The organism is Mycobacterium sp. MMS18-G62 (assembly GCF_053877835.1).
In genome coordinates this window covers 899,344-915,607 of sequence record NZ_CM132662.1, presented here as the reverse complement: position 1 = coordinate 915,607, position 16,264 = coordinate 899,344, and the positions used below count along the sequence as shown (strand labels likewise).

Here is a 16,264-nt window from a genome sequence, read left to right as displayed (position 1 = left end):
GAAATCTGGCGGCAGATTCGCACTCAAGCTCACGCTCGGCGGATGTCCGTTCCGCGCAGCGGTTGGGTGCACTGGTCGCACACCAGCACCGGCCCGAATCGACTGCCGCAGCCCACGTGGTCGAGGATCACCGCCGGCCCCTCCGGTGCCTGGAACCACCGTTGCGCCCACTCCAGTGCCGAGACCAACACCGGGAAGAGCGCCCGGCCCTTCTCGGTGAGCCGGTATCGGCTGTCCGCCGCGGCCAACACACCGTTGGCGGTGAAGATCGACAGCCGGTCGGCGATCGAGCCGGGCGGCGCGCCGAGTTGTGTCTGGAAGTCGGTGAACCGGCTGACACCGACGAACGAGGCGACCAATAGTGCGAACGCCCAACGGTTCCCCATCACGCTCATCGTCTGCGGGAACAGCCCTGCGGGTGCGTCGCGCAAATCGCCGCGCGACCGCCGTCGCGTCGAGGCCGCCGGCACCGACCGCGGCCACGAACCGCTCGGGCCCCAACGCGCGACCACGTCCTTCTCGCTGGCGGCCTCGCCACAAGAGCGGCACATCACCAGCGGGACAAACTCGCCACCGCACGCGATGTGGCACATGGCCGGCAGACGCTCGGCGTGATCGGGAACCCAATGCCGTTCCCACTCCCAAATCGACAGCAGTACCGGCCACAGCGAACGACCGCGACCAGTGACCAGGTACTCCAAGCGCGTCGGATTCGTCTGGTAGACACGCCTTTCCAACAGTCCGTCATTCGTCAACGACTGCAACCGGCGGGTCAGCACCGAGTGCGAGATCGGCAAGCTGTCCTTGAACTCGGCATACCTGGCCGCGCCCAACAACGCCTGCTGGACGACAAGCAGTGTCCACTCGTCGCCGAGCAGGCCGAGCATCCGGCCGACGGCGTTGACATCTCCCGCCGCCAATTCCGTTGGGCGAGAGCCTGACTGCTCCACCTACAGCCCGATCGCGCCCGCAGCGGTGTCGGCCTGGTGCCAGCGTCGCAGCTCCGAACCCGCTGCCCAGGTCGAATGAGTGCCGCTCGAGATGCGCTCGGGCAGTGCCAATTTGCACACCGGCCCGTCGGCGACCCGCGCGGCATCGAACACCAGGCAGTATGAGGCGTCGGAGTTCATGTCGGTGGTGAGCGTGACCAGATAGCCGTCGTCCTCGGCGGTGCCGCCGACCCTGGGCGCCATCGCGGTCTCGCTGCCGTAAACCCCGTCGCCGAACGTGAACCGTTCCTCGTGTCCCGTCTGCACGTCGTGTTTGACCAGCCCGTCGAACAGAAACCAGGACGGTTTACCCGTGGCGGCGTAGGTGTACCGGTACTTGGTCCCGGCGTAGCCGCCGTTGATCATGCCGAATTCGGTGATGCTGTCGGAGAGCTGTTCTTCGGACACGCCGCCGGTGGCCAGGTTGAACCGCCAGCGGTGCAGCCGGGCCTGCATCCGGTCCAGCGCAAGGAATCTGAAGGCGCGTTCCCACTTGTTACCCATGCCGTTGTCGGCCGGTTCGGGGTCGCCCTGGAAGAAGCCGTCGAGCACGATCTCGTCGCCGTCCTCGTAGGCGTTGGTGAAGTGCAGCACGAACGTCGGCTCGGCTTCGAACCACGTGATGTCGGACCCGCGCCGCGGGATGACCGCGAAGCGTGACGGCATGTCGCGGTGAAACCGTGCGACGTGGGCGTTGCGCTCGAGGTAGGACGGCTCCCAGAACAACGGAAAGTCGTTGAGAACCACGTAGTTTTCGGTGAAGGCCATGTCGTGCGGCAGTCGCGGACCCGGTAGCGGCACGTCGACGTAATGCACCAGATCGTTGTTCGCGTCGACGACGCCGTAATGCATGTACGGTGCCTGCTTGCTGTAGTTGAAGAACAGCAGCTCGCCGGTCTTTTCGTCGACCTTGGGGTGCGCCGACACGCCCCAGTCGAAAGGGAAAGCGCCGTTCCAGGATTCCTTGCCCTGAGTGTCTGCGGTGTACGGGTCGAGCCGGTACAGGTCGCCGCACTGGTAGAAGCTCGTCAAAGCGGTGCCGCGGTGCACGATCACGTCGGTGCTCGACGCATCCTTCATCAAGCCGCGTGCGCCCCAACCGTGGTCGCGCTTGGCCAGATCGACGGGCTCGGCGAGGCCGGGCCACAGTGGCCCGCCCGCCTCGTTCTCGGCCAGTAAGCCGTCGGTGCGGATGAACCTGTTGCGGTAGAACGCTTTTCCGTCGCGGAAACCGACGACGTGCACCATGCCGTCCCCGTCGAACGGGTGATATGCCTTGAGCGCGGGATGCAGCGGGTTTTCGGTGTTGCGCAGGTACACACCGTCGAGATCGTTTGGTACCTCGCCTTCGACGGCAGTCAGGTCGTCGGCGTCCCACTCGGTGGTCTGCGGACGCCAGGGGCCGGTCCGGTACGGGTGGTCGTCGTCTTCTGGCAACGTGGACAGGAACTTGCCGACGATTTCGACACTCATCAGATGGCTCCGCTCACAATGAAGCTGACGGTGGTCGCGGTGCTTCCCCCGAAGTTGAGTGTGCCGAACGTCTTTGCGCCTTCGACTTGATAGTCGCCTGCGTTGCCGCTGACCTGTTTTGCGGCGTCGACGAGCATCCGCACCCCCGAGGCGCCGACGGGATGGCCGCCGCCGATGAGGCCGCCGCTTGGGTTGATCGGCAGGCGGCCTCCGATCTCGATTTCGTTGTTCTCGATGGCTTTCCACGATTCGCCGGGTCCGGTCAGCCCGATGTGGTCGATGGCCAGGTACTCGCTGGGCGTGAAGCAGTCGTGCACTTCGAAGCCGTCGACGTTGTCGAGCGTCACCCGCGCGCGGTCGAACGCGTCGAGCACCGCCGTGCGCACGTGGGGCATCACGTAGGGGTCATCGGCGGAGCGGTCGAGTTTCTGCTGCAGTCCGAGTCCGACGGTGCGGTGGCCCCATCCGTCTATGCGGCCGATCGGTTGTACTCCTGGGTGGTCGCGCAGGTAGTCGTCGCTGACAAGGACGAGGCCGGCGCCGCCGTCGGTCATCTGACTGCAGTCGAACCGGCGCAGCTTGCCTTCGATCACCGGGTTGGTCTCGTCGTCGGTGCCGAGCGGATCTGGCACGGTCCATCCGCGGGTCTGCGCGTTGGGATTGGACCGCGCGTTGGCGAAGTTCAGCGCAGCGATGGCTCGTAGATGGGACTCGTCGATTCCGTAGCGGCGGTCGTATTCGTTGGCGACCCGGTCGAACATGTAGGGCCACATGAACGTGGCCTCGGCGCCTTCGTGGCCGGTCCAGGCGGCCGCGCCGAGGTGTTGCGCGGCGGTGTCACCCGGCACGGTCTTCTCGAGTTCGACGCCGACGACCAGCGCGGTGCGATAAGCGCCGGACCGCAGGTCAGCGATCGCCGCGAGTGTCGCAACGCTGCCGGATGCACACGCGGCCTCGTGGCGGGAAGCGGGCGTATCCCAGAACCCGTCGTTGACGCTGGCCGGCATCGCGCCGAGATGGCCTTGGCGAGTGAACATTTCGCCAAACGCATTGGCGACGTGGATCACGTCGATGTCCGCGGCGCCGAGCTTGGCCGCCGCGAGTGTCGCATCCACGACTTCGGCGGTCAGGTCGGCGAAGTCACGGCCCTCCCTGCTCAAGTTGCGTGCGAAGTCGCTTTGATAGCCGCCGAGGATCCATGCGTTCGCAGTGCCCATGAACGGGGACGGTACTACAACTAAGAGAGTGACTTGGCGGGATTCGCAATAGGGGTCGGCCCCGCCGGCTCCTGGTCTGAACCGACGAGACCTCAGCGGGCGCGATGGTCGACCACCGTGCTCGCCTACCGGGGCATTGCCTTAAACGACCAATGACAAACGCTGAATCCGAATTTGGTGTGCGGGCGAAGGGCAGCGGGAAGTCTTCGGTCATGACGGACCGTCAACACACCCACGATCTGGCACTGCGCATGGCTGAGCTGGCGCGGTCCGCGGCAATGCCACGAAGCGTTCCAGACGTGCTGTCAGAAGTGACGAAGGCGGCGGTGGAATTGATACCGGGAGTCGATACCGCGGGCGTCTTGCTTCTCAGCAAGGGCGGAAAATTCGAATCGCTTGCTGGCACGACGGATTTGCCATACGAGCTAGATGAGCTGCAGGTCACCTTCAACGAAGGTCCGTGCATGCAGGCGGCGCTGGACGACACCATCGTGCGCACCGATGACTTCCGCAATGAGTCGCGCTGGCCGGCCTACTCACAGGCGGTCGTGGAGATCGGCGTACTGAGCGGGCTGTCGTTCAAGCTCTATACCGCTGAGCGAACCGCAGGTGCGCTGAACCTGTTCGGGTTCACGCCGAATGTGTGGAACGCCGAAGCGGAGACGATCGGCTCGGTCCTGGCCGCGCATGCGGCCGCGGCAATTCTAGCCAGCCGCCAGGGGGAGCAACTGGAATCGGCCCTGTCGACGCGGGACCGTATCGGGCAGGCCAAGGGCATCATCATGGAGCGCTACGGGGTTGACGACGTGCGGGCGTTCGAGATGTTGCGCCAGCTTTCGCAGGACAGCAACACACGATTGATCGATATCGCGCAGCGTGTCATCGACACTCGCGGTGAGTCCTGAAAATTTGCCGAAAACGCGATTGACGCGCACGTAAAGGGGTATGCCGGTGTTGTCGGGGGAGGCACGCCAGGGGGGCTTGTGTACACCGGGATATCCGCTATCGCCGTCGCCGCGGCAGCCGCCGCGACGGTCGTGGGATGCGCGTCACACGCGGCGCCAGAGGCCGTCGACGTCGCGCACACGGTGAATTCGGCGCCCCCCGCAGCCGCGGCCGTGGCCAAAGCGGGAGCAAACACCGTCGCAATGCCACCGAACGCTGACGGCGACCCGCGATGCCCGGCTACCGATGCATGGGGCACGAATCCCTTCGGCGCGGGCATCGTCGTCACTTACTCGAGCGACGACACCGAGCCCGTCACCGTGCTCGTCCGTACGCAGACCGGCAGCGATCGCGCCCAACGCACCCTGCTCGGCCCTGGCGAACTCCGCCTGTTCGAGTTTGTCGATATCGACCCGGCCGCGGTGTCCGACGTGCTGATCATGACGAACACCCGGCGGTGTTATGTCACGGCCGACCCGGCTGCGCTGGGCTGAATCGCTTCGAACGCCTTGACTCACTGCCGCATGTGCGATGCGCCGCCGACGTACCACGTTTGACCGTTGATCCATTCGGCGTCGTCGGACAACAGGAAAGCGGTGATGGCGGCAAGGTCGGCGGGCCGGCCCAGCCGAGTGGTCTTGGCGGCCATCAGGAACATCTGCTGCATCCGTTGGTCGTCCTGGCGTTCCTGCGTTTCGCCCATGACCAGACCGGGCATGACGCCGTTGCAGCGGACCCCTTGGCCGCCCCAGTTGTTCGCGATGTGACGGGCGGACACCGGGTCCTCAGCCACAATGGAGGCTCTTTACAGAACCGCTTACAACTGCAGCCCAGGCTGCCTACCATGCGCAGGTGGCTGAGCCGGTCGTCGTGGAGCAATCGCGTTCAATATCAGTCAGTGTCGAGGACGCCTTTCAAGGCACTTTGATGATGGATGTGCCCGCTGTGTTCCACCGTCGGTACGGGCCGTTCCCACCCATTCGCCAAGTGATCAACGAGGCCAATACATGGGGCACCGTCGGCCAGACCCGAACTCTGAAGATGGCTGGTGGCGGCAGCACGCTAGAGGAATTGACCAAGGTTAACGCGCCACATTACTTCGCCTACCACGTAGGAAATATCAAGGGCCCGTTGTCCTTGGCCGCCAGCGGCATCGACGGCGAGTTCGAGTTCACGCCCGAAGACGCGGGTACCAAGGCAACTTGGCGTTGGACGGTTTATCCGCGATCGGCGCTGACGAGACCGGTGGTCGGGATGCTCGGAAAGGCCTGGCACGGCTGGGCTCGCCAATCGCTGGAGGAACTCGCGAACCAGCTCGTTCGCTGACCCCCGCCCGGTAGTGCGCCTCAGAAGGTCGTCTGGCCTGCCCCTCTTCCGGGGCTGAACGTGACTCAAAAATGACCGCTGACCTGCGCAAATAAGTGCCCCCGGCAGGATTCGAACCTGCGACACCGGCTTTAGGAGAGCCGTGCTCTATCCCCTGAGCTACGAGGGCGTGACCCGCACGGAGCTTACCGAACGGACTCAGCGCAGCTCGGCGATCACCTTCGCGAACGATTCGGCGTGAGGCGCCTGCACGATGATGTAGCTCACCCCGTAGGTGTCGCGGTATTCCCGTATCCGGTCCGCCATGTCGCGCGTCGACCCCGACAGCACGCCCGGGTGGCGCAGCAACTCCTCATCACTGAGCGCCGGTAAGAAGCGACGGGGAATCGACAAGTCCGGCATTCCCGAACTGTCGAGCGGCATCGCCGTGATCGCGATGTTGAGCTCGAGGTCGTCGAAGCGATCGCCTGCCGCCTCGCGGACGAACCCGATCCGCTCCGCCAGCGGGTCGCCGCCGCCGGGCGCACGGTCGCCTCCGGTCAGGCCGATGATGTTGGCGTATCTAGCGGCCACCGTCAGCAGCCGGTCGCCGTTGCCCGCAATCAAGATCGGCACATCGGGCAGATGTTCGCGCATGTATTCGGTGACGTGCTGCAGATACTCGACGCGCTGCCGAGCGCTCGGGAACGGCAGCTCGGCCGCCTCGAACTCCTCGCGGACATACCCTGCGCCCAATCCGATCTCGAACCGTCCGTCGGTGAGGTCGCGGATCGCCTCGACGTCGCGGGCCAACAACGCGGGCTTGTAGAAACCCGCATTGAGGACAAACGTCCCCAATCGCAGAGTGCTCGTCGCTGCCGCCGCGGACATCAGCGCGGGGAATGGCGCGGGCGCTCCGAGGTGGTCTGGCACGTGGATGACGTCGAAGCCGAAGTCCTCGGCACGACGCGCCACGTCCTGAACCTTCGCGCGCGACCGTGCGTCGTGCAGACTCAAACCGAACCGGAAGTCTTTGATCATGCGCCGATCGTATTCCTCAAGATCGCCAGCAATGTTCGAGGTTTGAGGCGCCGCGGGGGCGGGCAAACTTCCTCCGCCGACTTCACCCCGAAGTCCACAACTCAAAGGACCGTCTACCGGATCCGGCCCGTCGTTGAGATATCCGACGGGCCGGATCGATCTTTATGCCATGGCCAGCCATCCCACTATCGGTGTCGAAGAAGAGTTTCTACTCGTCGACCCGACGACCGGCGAACCGGTCGCCGTAAACCGAGCCGCCGCCCGGCACGCCGCCGAGCACGGCGTCAAACTGCAGCTCGAGTTGACGAGCTGTCAGATCGAGACCAACAGCGACGTCGTCGGTGGCAGCGGTGAACTTCGACGCCAGCTGACGCGGCTGCGGCGGATCGCCGGCGAGGCCGCAGAGGCCAGCGGGGCGAAACTGCTCGCCGCCGCACTGCCACCGACCCGGCCGTCCGAGTTCCCGATCACCGACACGCCGCGCTATCGCGAGATCGCCGACAGGTTCGGCATGGTCGCGGAGGAGGGCATCTGCGGGGCGCATGTGCACGTCTCGGTGCCCAGCCGCGAGCTCGCCGTCCGGGTGAGCAACCGGCTACGGCCCTGGCTGCCGTTGTTGCTTGCGCTGACTGCGAATTCGGCGATATACCGCAACACCGACACCCGCTATGCCAGCTGGCGCAGTATCGTCTGGGCCCGCTGGCCGAGCGCCGGTCCGCCTCCTCATTTCGACTCCGTCGACGAGTACGACGGGCTGGTCGAGATGTTGCGCCGCGCCGGGGCGGTGCTCGACGACGGCATGGTTTATTGGGACGTCCGCGCTTCGGCCAAGTTCCCGACGCTCGAGGTGCGCGTCGCCGACGTGCCCGCGACGGTCGCCGAGACCGTGCTGCTGGCCACCCTGATACGCGCCAGCGTGATGACGGCTCTCGACGAGGAACGCCGCGGTGAAGCCACGCTGCCGCTGTCGCCGCACGCTCTGAAGGTGGCGTACTGGAAGTCCGCGCGCGACGGCCTGGAGGGTGACGCGGTCGACCTGCTCGAAAGCCACGCAGTGCTGCCCGCCCGCGAGTTGTTGGAGCGCCTTGTCGAGCATGTCCGCCCGGCGCTGGAGGATCTCGGTGACTACGACATGGCGCGCGACGAGCTGGCGCGTGTCATCGAGCAGGGCAACGGCGCGACGCGACAACGGCGAGCCTGGCGGCAGCGGCGCGACGTAGCCGACGTCGTAGCCGAATTGTCAACAACCACAATCCCTTAGGCCAACGGCAGCTTGGCGAAGATGGGGCTGGTCGGTTGCGCAGAGCCGCTGCCGGGCTCCACTGTGAATGCAAGGGTCTGCGCGCTACCGAGATCGGGGAGCACGGCCGTGGTCGACGGCGCGACGGCCTTGGCGTCCATCGTGCCGGCCGAGCGCGGCCCGTTGTCGCCGACCAACCACATCTGGTACACGGTGCCCGGCGCAGGCGGCGCGACGTTGTTCATCACCAATACGCCGGCGTTCTTTTCGCGGGAGAACACCACCGTCGCCGTGCCGCCGGACGGAATGGGCTCCGACACCGTCCGCACGTCGGGCGCGGCGAACACCTGGTCGGCGGTCGAGGGTGCGGGTGTGGGCCGCAGCGCCAAACCGACTCCGAGCGCGCCCAACCCGATGACGAGTGCCGCGGCAGCGGCGAGGACGCCCGTCTGCCAACGTTTGATCCGCGGCTGCAACGGCCGAACGTTGTCCGCGCCGATGTCGGCGAGCAGGCGATCGCGCAGCTGCTGGGGCGGCTCGACCGCGGTGGCCGCCGAGACCGCCGCCATCGTTTCCCGCACGGCGCGGACCTCGTCAGCGAAGGCCTGCGCGACGGCCGGTGGCGCAGCTGCGACCCGCCGCTCGATGTCGGCTAGCTCAGCGTCGGTGCCCGCATGAAGCGCGTATGGCGTCGCGAGAGCGATGAGATCCGGATCAGTAGGCTCGGTCATGGGATCCCCAGACACCGGCGGAGGCCGCGGATAGCGTCGCGCATCCGCGATTTGATGGTCGCGAGGTTGGCCGACAACCGTTCGGACACTTGGACATACGTCAGCCCGTCGTAGTAGGCGAGCTGGATGCACTCGCGTTGCGCATCGGTAAGCGACCCGAGGCAGTCGGCGACCTGGCGCCTCTCGTCGCGCAGGATCACCGAATCAGCCACCTGATCTGACGGCGGGTCGACATTGGCTGCGCCGTATCGAGACTCACGCTGACTGGCCGCCTGCTCGGAGCGCACCCGGTCGACTGCGCGGCGATGAGCCAGCGTCATCAGCCAGGCCAGCGGTGAACCGGCAGACGGGTCGTAGTTCTCGGCGGTCCGCCATACCTGCAAGTAAATGTCCTGGGTGGTTTCCTCGCTGTAGCCGGGGTCGCGCAGGACGCGGGTGACCAGGCCGAACACCCTGGATCGGGTGCGGTCGTAGAACGTGGCGAACGCCTCGACGTCCCGCTGGGCCACCTGGCGCAGCAGTCCGTCGAGTTCGGTGGTCACGAGCGGTAGCCTATCCACCGGTGCCAATATCGTCACGATAATCGAGATCTGCGGGCATCCACCACGAAACCCCTTGTATCAGCGGGCAATTCGTCGACAGGACGGCGCGGCGTCGTTGAATCTCGTCGCATCCTCAGCATCGCGTTCTGAATCCGAATCTCCAAGGCGCCCATCAGTGGGGCGAGTGGCGCCACGAACTGTAGCCACAACAGCTGGCCGATGGTGGCCCGTCGGCGGGTGCCGCGAAGGGTCGAGACGAACGCCGCGTGATTGTCCCGATGCAGTGAAATCCGCACGTTCAGTTCGCCATTGGGCGGTGGTGCGAGCACGAGGTAGTGGCCGTCGACAACTGTGAACGGTGACATGGGCAGCTTCTTCACCACCATCGCGGGCTGGTCGTCCGCCGGTGGCAGCAAGTATGCGTGCCGCTCGCCGCGGGTGTTGTGCATCTCGACGACGATGTGGCGCAGCGCACCGTCGGCGCCGTGGCACCAGTACAGGCTGACCGGGTTGAACACGTAGCCCAGCACCCTGGCCTGAAGCAGTGCCGTGATCGTGCCGCCGTCGAGTTCGACGCCGCGTTCGGCCAGAAACGCGTCAACGCGTTGGCGCAGTGGTTCGTCCGGCGCTCCGTCGAAGTGATCGCGGGCATCGAACCGCGCGAACGGCCGGATCCAGCGCGGCAACCGGGGCAGCGCGTCCACGTCGACATACCAGCTGTAGCCGGTGTGCTCGAAGTAGTGACGGACCGGGGTGCGACGCAAGTGCGTGACACGCGTCCGGTACAGGGCTGGCATGCGTTCCACACCCTGTATTCGGAGCCATGCGGCGCGCGGATGGGTGTCGTACCGTCGCGGGATGCCCTCGACCTACTTTCACGGCGGGACCATCTGGACCGGTGTCAACGGCCAGACGACCGACGCGCTGCTGGTGGTCGACGGCGTCGTGCGGCCGGTGGACCAGGCGCCGAGGGACGCTGAGCGCGTCGACCTTCGCGGCGGCTTCCTGATGCCCTCGTTCGGCGATGGGCATGCGCACCCGCTACTCGGCGGCCTGGAGGCCGTCGGGCCGCAGATCCGGCAATGCACATCGGTGGCCGAGATCGTCTATGCCGTAGGGAAATTCGCCTCCGAACATCCGGAGCAGGACTGGATCATCGGGGCGTCCTACGAAAGCAGCCTTGCGCCGGGCGGACTGTTCGACGCCCGCTGGCTCGACGCGGCCGTGCCCGACCGCCCCGTGCTGCTGCGGGCATGGGACTACCACACGGTGTGGTGCAACACCGTGGCGCTCGAGCGGGCCGGCATCACCGCTGACACCCCGGATCCGGTGCTCGGCGAGATTCCGCGTCGCGACGACGGCTCGGTGCTGGGCACGCTGCGTGAGTGGGGTGCGGTCGACCTGGTGCATGCCGTTGCGCCCGAGCGCGATCCGGCCGTACGCATCGGCGCGCTTCGAAGGGCAGCCGACTACTACCTGGCCCGCGGCGTCACCTGGGTGCAGGACGCGTGGGTCGAGCCGAAGGACGTCGACACTTACATCGACGCGGCCCGCCAAGGCCAACTCGGTGTGCGGTTCAACCTGGGCCTGTACGCCGATCCGCGCAGGTTCAATGCTCAGCTCGAACAGTTCGCGCAGGCGCGACACAGGGTCGAGGAGCTGGGCTCGCCGCTGCTGACCGCGCACACCGTGAAGTTCTTCGCCGACGGTGTCATCGAGAACGAGACCGGTGCGCTGCTCGCGCCGTACTGCGGTGCGCTACACAGCCACGGCATGCAGGTATGGGAAGACCTTGCCGAGGCGGCGCGCGCCGTCGACGAGCTCGGATTCCAGATCCACATCCACGCGATCGGCGACGCCGCGGTGCGGCAAGCACTGGACGCGATCGAATATGTGGTGTCCACCAATGGAATTCGCGACCGGCGACCGGTCATCGCGCATGCCCAGCTGATCGACGACGCCGACATGGACCGGTTCGCACGGCTCGGCGTGGTCGCCAACATGCAACCGCTGTGGGCGCAGCTCGATCCACTGATGGTCGAGCTGACGATCCCGCGCCTCGGTGGCGAGCGCAGCGAGAAGCAATACCGCATGCGAAGTCTCGACGAGTCAGGAGCGACTTTGGCGTTCGGATCCGATTGGCCGGTGTCCTCGGGCGCGCCGCTGGACGGCATAGCCGTCGCGGTGTCGAGAGGTGGATGGACGCCAGCCGAGATTCTGCCGATCGAGCCGGCGTTGAGCGCCTATACGGCCGGCGTCGCGTACCAGGCGTTCGCCGAGGGGCAGTGGGGCACGCTCGGGCCGGGCGCCAGCGCCGATCTCGTCTGGCTCGACCGCGATCCGCGGACCACCGACGTCGGACAGGTGCAGGTCGTCGGGACTTACCTGCGCGGCGAGCGCGTCTACCCCAGTTCCCAGGAATGAGCGGTCGCGACGAGACCCTGGACCAATGTGGACGTCGCGGGGGACAGGCCGTCGTCTCCGGGCAGTCCGCTTCGGGGACTGATGCCCCGCACCCGCGGCGACAATTCGAGCTGCGTGCCCCCACCACGAACCCGGTTGACCGGGTTGTCGGGGTGCAGTCCGCGCAGTTCCCGCGGGATCGAGTTGAGGTCGGTGATCACTTGATAGCCGGGCACCACGACATGGCGGGCCAAGTGCTCCGTAAGGCTGCGGTTTTGCCCGCCGGCGAGCAGGTGCGTGCTGCGGCCGATGCGCCCGTACCCGTGCAGCGACACTGCGACCTCGACGTGGTCGAGGAATTCGGCGAGCCGCTCGGACTCTTGCGCCCGGTACAGGGCCGACGGCAGGTGGTGGGGGTAGTGGTCGGGGTGGCGGACCACGTAGACCGAGGCGCCTGCGGCCTCGGCAGCACGTTCGGCGATGACATCGGTCATCTGCTCCAGCCCACCGCCGTGAATGGCGAGGAAGCCGAATCGTGAGCGCAGTGTGCACTCTTCGACGATCGCAGGGTTGGCGAGTAGCTCCGAAAGCGACCGTGGCGCAGGCGAATTCGCCTTGTCGCCGCGCCGCGGCCAGTGTGCGGGGTCCCATCGCTTGAGGAATTCGATCCAGCGGTGCGGCAGGCCGTGGTGCACGGCGCCGTCGACAATGCGCTCCAGGTAGCCGGGGCGGGGCGGGCCGGGGTCGACGCGATGGTCGATGTAGACCCACGCTTCGGACGGGCCATCGTCGGTGTGCACGGTGAGCTTGTCGCGGCGATACCGCACCGGTACGCCCTCGGCGCTGTCGAGCACCTTGAGGTCGTGGTCGGTCAACCGCCACACCACGCCGTGCACCTTCGAGCCGTCGAACGGTTCGACGGTGGCGACGCCACGCTCGTTGATCAGCCAGTCGTGGTCGGCAAGGGTTGCCGGCCGGGGATCGACCGCGCCGGGGCACCGCCGCGCCATCTGCCTCACGCACAGGTTGGACCCGTACGCGAAGTAGCTATGGCTAGCCCGCATCTAGCGGGCGACGGTCAAATAGATCAACACCACGTTCAGCAGGGTAATCAATGCGGCCACACACCACCCCAGGGCGGTCGTCACGCGGTGGTTCGTGTCTTCGCCCATCAGCGAGTGCCTGCTGGTCAGCCGCACCAGTGGGATTAGCGCGAACGGGATGCCGAAGGACAGCACGACCTGCGACAACACCAGCGCCCGGCTCGGATCCAAACCGATCGCCAGGATCGCCAGCGCCGGGATCAGCGTGACGAGCCGCCGCAGCAGCAACGGGTACGAGCGCCGCAGCAAGCCCTGCATGATCATCGCCCCCGCGTAGGCGCCCACCGACGTCGACGCCAGACCCGAAGCGAGCAACCCGATCGCGAAGAACAACGCGATCGTCGGGCCGAGGGTGTCGCGAACCGCGGCGTATGCGCCTTCGATGGAGTCGGTGTCGGCGCGGCCCTGCAGGTTGGTCGCCGCGATGAGCAACATCGACAGATTCACCGCCCCGGCGACGAGCATCGCCAGCCCCACGTCGAGGCGGGTGACTTTGAGCAGCTGGCGGCGGCGTGGGCCGGCGTCGGGATGGCCGTGCCGGTCGCGGGCCAGGCCGGAGTGCAAGTAGACGGCATGCGGCATGACCGTCGCGCCCAGCATCGCGGTGGCCAGCAGCACGCTTTCGGCGCCCTCGAACCGCGGCAGCAGGCCTGCGGCGACCTCGCTCGCAGGTGGTGTGTCAACGAACAGGCTCGTCAGGAATCCGATGGCGATGATCAACAGCAGCCCGCTGATCACACGCTCGAACATGCGCTGACCGCGCCGATTCTGGATGGCGAGCAGCAGAAGCGACACCACACCGGTGATCACGCCGCCCGCCAACAGCGGAAGATCGAACAGCAGGTGCAGCGCGATCGCGCCGCCCATGACTTCGGCGAGATCCGTTGCCATGGCAACCAATTCGGCCTGGAGCCAGTATGTGATGCGAGTGCGTGTGCTGGTGTGGTCGGCGACGGCCTCGGGCAGGGAGCGGCCGGTGACGAGTCCGAGCTTGGCGGACAGGTACTGCACGAGGCCCGCCATCGCGTTGGCGACGACGATGACCCAGACGAGCAGGAAGCCGAACTGGGCGCCGGCACTGACGTTGGCGGCGACGTTGCCGGGATCGACGTATGCGATGGCAGCGACGAACGCAGGCCCGAGCAGGAACCAGCTCGGACGCAGCCGGACTTCGGTGTCCTGTGCCAACCAACCCACCTTCTATCCGGAGATACGAATAGAAAAGTTAGGTTACCCGAAATGCTAGGTCAAGCTCGTGGGTCACCAGCCGCCGATGCTGAAGACGAAGCCGCCGCCCCACGGCCAGCCCCATGGATATGGGTTGACCGGAGGCGTCGTGACGATTTGGGCATTGCCGGGGTTCTGACAGGTGGTCGTGCGAAGGCCGGTGTTTGTGCATTGCGGGCTCGCTGCAGAAATGGGTGCGGATACCAACGTGATCCAAACGGTAGCGACCAGAACAGGTGCGATGCGCCGTAGCCGATTCGCCATGGTGGCGTCCTTCCCAGCGAGTTTCACTAGGAATACTTGTGGCTCTGCCGCCAATCCAATAGAGCTGTTGGTCTATCTCCAGCAGGGCCCTCTGTCAGTGCTTACCACCCGATGCCGATACCGCCGATGCCGATGACCAGGCCGCCGCCCCACCACGGCCAGCCGCCGTACCAGTTGTTCTGCTGGGGTGAGGTGACGATCGCGGTGCTGCCGTTGGTCTGGCACTGCGTCGTGTTCGGAGCGGTGGTCGTGCACTGGGGTGCGGCCGCGGCGATGGGCGCCATAGCGACCGCGGCGCAAGCGCCAGCAGCCGCGAAAAGTGTTGAGAGATAATGAACCTGGGTCCGCATGGTTGGCCTCCTTAACACGGGCCGCGGATAAAAACTGGTTAGCGGCCTCCGCCGCCGTGGCCTCCTCCGCCACCGCCGATGATCAGCGCTGGGCCGTAGAACTCGTCGTCCCACGGATACGGGTAATCCGGTTCGGGCGGAGTGGCATTCAATTGCACGTTGCCTGGCGTCGCGCATTCGGTTGCACCGCCGGTGACGTCATTGCCACCGACCCCTATGCATGACGGCAACGTGGTGTCCGCTATGGCGGCGGGGGCGGCTCCGAGGGCCGCGGCGGCGCCTGCGGCCGCTATGAGCGGTGTGAGATATCGCAGGATCCTCCGCATAGGCACGTCCTTTTGTCGCCCCCGGTTATTTAGCTAGCGTACAGCCCTTTTCCAGTAATCAACGGCAAGTCCAGGGTCGTCGTGATCCCGGGCGCAGCCTCGACAACGGCGGGTATCGCGTTGACGACGCGGGCGGCGGTGGCGACGAGGCCGGCGTGGTTGTGGTCGCCCTTTCGGCTGCTCAGGCAGAGGTCCAACGCGTAGGACGGTTCGCCCGTGACCTCGACGCGGTAGGAGCCGCCCTCCTGGGCGGGTTGTGGCCAATCCGGGCAGAGGTCGGCACGAAGCCGGGTGACGTGTTCCAGCACGACTGCGGCTTTGCCGTTCTTCATCCCGCGCACCTCGAAGCGAAGCGCGGCGGCGCTGCCCTTGGGGATGTGGCCGGACGCGATGTCGAAGTCCTCGGGCGCGGGCTCGCGCACGTAGGTCTCGGCCACCTCGTCGAGTTCGACGCCGAGCCCCGCCGCGAGTTGCCGGACTACCGAACCCCACGCGAGGCTCAGCACGCCGGGCTGCAACAGCATCGGAAGCTCATCGAGCGGCTTACCGAAACCCATCACGTCGAACATCACCGTGGCGCTGTCGTAGGTCGCGTAGTCGACGATCTCCATGCACCGGATCTGCTCGACGCTCTGGCAGGTGCCGGCGAGCGCGAAGGGAAGCAGGTCGTTGGCGAATCCGGGGTCGATGCCGTTGACGAAAACGCTTGCGTTACCGGCCTTCGCGGCATCCTCGATCGGCTTGACGAGCTCCTCGGGCAAGACCTGCCAGGGGTATTGCAGGAACACCGCGCTACTGCCGACGACGTTGACGCCCGCGGCCAGGATGCGGCGGTAGTCCTCGAGCGCGTCGGGCAGGCGGTTGTCGGCCATCGCGCAGTAGACGGCGCACTGCGGATGGGTGGCCAGAACCGCGTCGAGGTCGGTGGTGGCGGTGATGCCGGTCGAATTGTCAAGTCCTGCAAGCTCTCCCGCATCCTTGCCAGCCTTGGCGTCGCTGGACACCCAGACGCCGGTCAGCTCGAAGCGGGGGTCGGTGATGAGCTGCGTCAGTGCGTGGCGGCCGACGTTGCCGGTGCCGATCTGCGCGACTTTGATGGCCATGGCTA

18 protein-coding genes, 1 tRNA gene and 1 pseudogene are annotated in these 16,264 nt (G+C 66.3%); 5 read left to right on the top strand and 15 right to left on the bottom strand.

Going from position 1 to position 16,264, the window contains the following annotated elements; genetic code table 11:
- Positions 1–29: 29 nt before the first annotated feature.
- The 3 genes from ACWW36_RS04475 to ACWW36_RS04465 all read right to left on the bottom strand — a co-directional run bounded on the left by ACWW36_RS04475 (position 30) and on the right by ACWW36_RS04465 (position 3,679).
- On the bottom strand, positions 30–887 hold the full coding sequence (locus tag ACWW36_RS04475; RefSeq protein WP_456142360.1) for a winged helix-turn-helix transcriptional regulator: 858 nt from the start codon (positions 885–887) through the stop codon (positions 30–32).
- Positions 888–950: 63 nt separating this feature from the next.
- A complete protein-coding gene (locus tag ACWW36_RS04470; RefSeq protein WP_456140395.1) occupies positions 951–2,462 on the bottom strand; it encodes a carotenoid oxygenase family protein in 1,512 nt (503 codons plus the stop codon).
- Positions 2,462–3,679: an acetyl-CoA acetyltransferase gene (locus tag ACWW36_RS04465; RefSeq protein ID WP_456140394.1), complete on the bottom strand. Its 1,218-nt coding sequence runs from the start codon at positions 3,677–3,679 to the stop codon at positions 2,462–2,464. Before ACWW36_RS04465 ends, ACWW36_RS04470 begins: the two co-directional genes overlap by 1 nt.
- Positions 3,680–3,891: 212 nt before the next feature.
- Between ACWW36_RS04465 and ACWW36_RS04460 the strand changes: the two genes are divergently transcribed.
- On the top strand, positions 3,892–4,584 hold the full coding sequence (locus tag ACWW36_RS04460; RefSeq protein WP_456142359.1) for a GAF and ANTAR domain-containing protein: 693 nt from the start codon (positions 3,892–3,894) through the stop codon (positions 4,582–4,584).
- Between the two features lie 78 nt (positions 4,585–4,662).
- Complete coding sequence (locus ACWW36_RS04455) at positions 4,663–5,118, top strand: hypothetical protein (RefSeq protein ID WP_456140393.1); 456 nt, start codon at positions 4,663–4,665, stop codon at positions 5,116–5,118.
- Between the two features lie 20 nt (positions 5,119–5,138).
- Here the strand turns inward: ACWW36_RS04455 and ACWW36_RS04450 are convergent.
- Positions 5,139–5,393 (bottom strand): annotated as a pseudogene (locus ACWW36_RS04450) (SDR family oxidoreductase); the annotation flags it as partial.
- Between the two features lie 83 nt (positions 5,394–5,476).
- Here ACWW36_RS04450 and ACWW36_RS04445 point away from each other — a divergent pair.
- On the top strand, positions 5,477–5,950 hold the full coding sequence (locus tag ACWW36_RS04445) for an SRPBCC family protein (RefSeq protein ID WP_456140392.1): 474 nt from the start codon (positions 5,477–5,479) through the stop codon (positions 5,948–5,950).
- A 96-nt stretch (positions 5,951–6,046) separates the two neighbouring features.
- Here ACWW36_RS04445 and ACWW36_RS04440 read toward each other — a convergent pair.
- Positions 6,047–6,119: transfer RNA gene (locus ACWW36_RS04440), tRNA-Arg, on the bottom strand.
- 29 nt (positions 6,120–6,148) lie between these two features.
- Positions 6,149–6,970, bottom strand: coding sequence for an LLM class F420-dependent oxidoreductase (locus ACWW36_RS04435; RefSeq protein WP_456140391.1), 822 nt, complete (start codon positions 6,968–6,970; stop codon positions 6,149–6,151).
- A 169-nt stretch (positions 6,971–7,139) separates the two neighbouring features.
- On the opposite strand from ACWW36_RS04435, the gene ACWW36_RS04430 reads away from it, so the two are divergent.
- Entirely contained in the window at positions 7,140–8,231 is a 1,092-nt protein-coding gene (locus tag ACWW36_RS04430) for a glutamate--cysteine ligase (protein WP_456140390.1), read from the top strand.
- On the opposite strand, the gene ACWW36_RS04425 is transcribed toward ACWW36_RS04430, so the two are convergent.
- From ACWW36_RS04425 to ACWW36_RS04415, 3 genes are read right to left on the bottom strand one after another with little or no spacing between them, the layout of a single operon-like run.
- Complete coding sequence (locus tag ACWW36_RS04425; protein WP_456140389.1) at positions 8,228–8,941, bottom strand: anti-sigma factor; 714 nt, start codon at positions 8,939–8,941, stop codon at positions 8,228–8,230. The two genes, ACWW36_RS04430 and ACWW36_RS04425, sit on opposite strands and share 4 nt — an antisense overlap.
- Positions 8,938–9,519: a sigma-70 family RNA polymerase sigma factor gene (locus ACWW36_RS04420; RefSeq protein WP_456140388.1), complete on the bottom strand. Its 582-nt coding sequence runs from the start codon at positions 9,517–9,519 to the stop codon at positions 8,938–8,940. The genes ACWW36_RS04425 and ACWW36_RS04420 overlap by 4 nt, the downstream gene beginning before the upstream one ends.
- Complete coding sequence (locus ACWW36_RS04415) at positions 9,516–10,280, bottom strand: DUF1365 domain-containing protein (protein ID WP_456140387.1); 765 nt, start codon at positions 10,278–10,280, stop codon at positions 9,516–9,518. Before ACWW36_RS04415 ends, ACWW36_RS04420 begins: the two co-directional genes overlap by 4 nt.
- A 61-nt stretch (positions 10,281–10,341) precedes the next feature.
- Here ACWW36_RS04415 and ACWW36_RS04410 point away from each other — a divergent pair, with 61 nt between their 5' ends.
- Complete coding sequence (locus ACWW36_RS04410) at positions 10,342–11,907, top strand: amidohydrolase (RefSeq protein ID WP_456140386.1); 1,566 nt, start codon at positions 10,342–10,344, stop codon at positions 11,905–11,907.
- Here the strand turns inward: ACWW36_RS04410 and ACWW36_RS04405 are convergent.
- From ACWW36_RS04405 to ACWW36_RS04380, 6 genes are all read right to left on the bottom strand, one after another.
- Positions 11,886–12,950: a poly-gamma-glutamate hydrolase family protein gene (locus ACWW36_RS04405; RefSeq protein ID WP_456140385.1), complete on the bottom strand. Its 1,065-nt coding sequence runs from the start codon at positions 12,948–12,950 to the stop codon at positions 11,886–11,888. The two genes, ACWW36_RS04410 and ACWW36_RS04405, sit on opposite strands and share 22 nt — an antisense overlap.
- On the bottom strand, positions 12,951–14,177 hold the full coding sequence (locus tag ACWW36_RS04400; protein ID WP_456140384.1) for an Nramp family divalent metal transporter: 1,227 nt from the start codon (positions 14,175–14,177) through the stop codon (positions 12,951–12,953).
- A gap of 72 nt (positions 14,178–14,249) precedes the next feature.
- Positions 14,250–14,480, bottom strand: a complete 231-nt coding sequence (locus tag ACWW36_RS04395) for a hypothetical protein (protein WP_456140383.1) — start codon at positions 14,478–14,480, stop codon at positions 14,250–14,252.
- A gap of 101 nt (positions 14,481–14,581) precedes the next feature.
- The gene (locus ACWW36_RS04390) at positions 14,582–14,830 is read right to left on the bottom strand and encodes a hypothetical protein (RefSeq protein WP_456140382.1); all 249 of its coding nucleotides are present in this window, start codon (positions 14,828–14,830) and stop codon (positions 14,582–14,584) included.
- Between the two features lie 38 nt (positions 14,831–14,868).
- Positions 14,869–15,156: a hypothetical protein gene (locus ACWW36_RS04385; protein ID WP_456140381.1), complete on the bottom strand. Its 288-nt coding sequence runs from the start codon at positions 15,154–15,156 to the stop codon at positions 14,869–14,871.
- Positions 15,157–15,185: 29 nt separating this feature from the next.
- Positions 15,186–16,259: an NAD(P)H-dependent amine dehydrogenase family protein gene (locus ACWW36_RS04380; protein WP_456140380.1), complete on the bottom strand. Its 1,074-nt coding sequence runs from the start codon at positions 16,257–16,259 to the stop codon at positions 15,186–15,188.
- Positions 16,260–16,264: the final 5 nt, after the last annotated feature.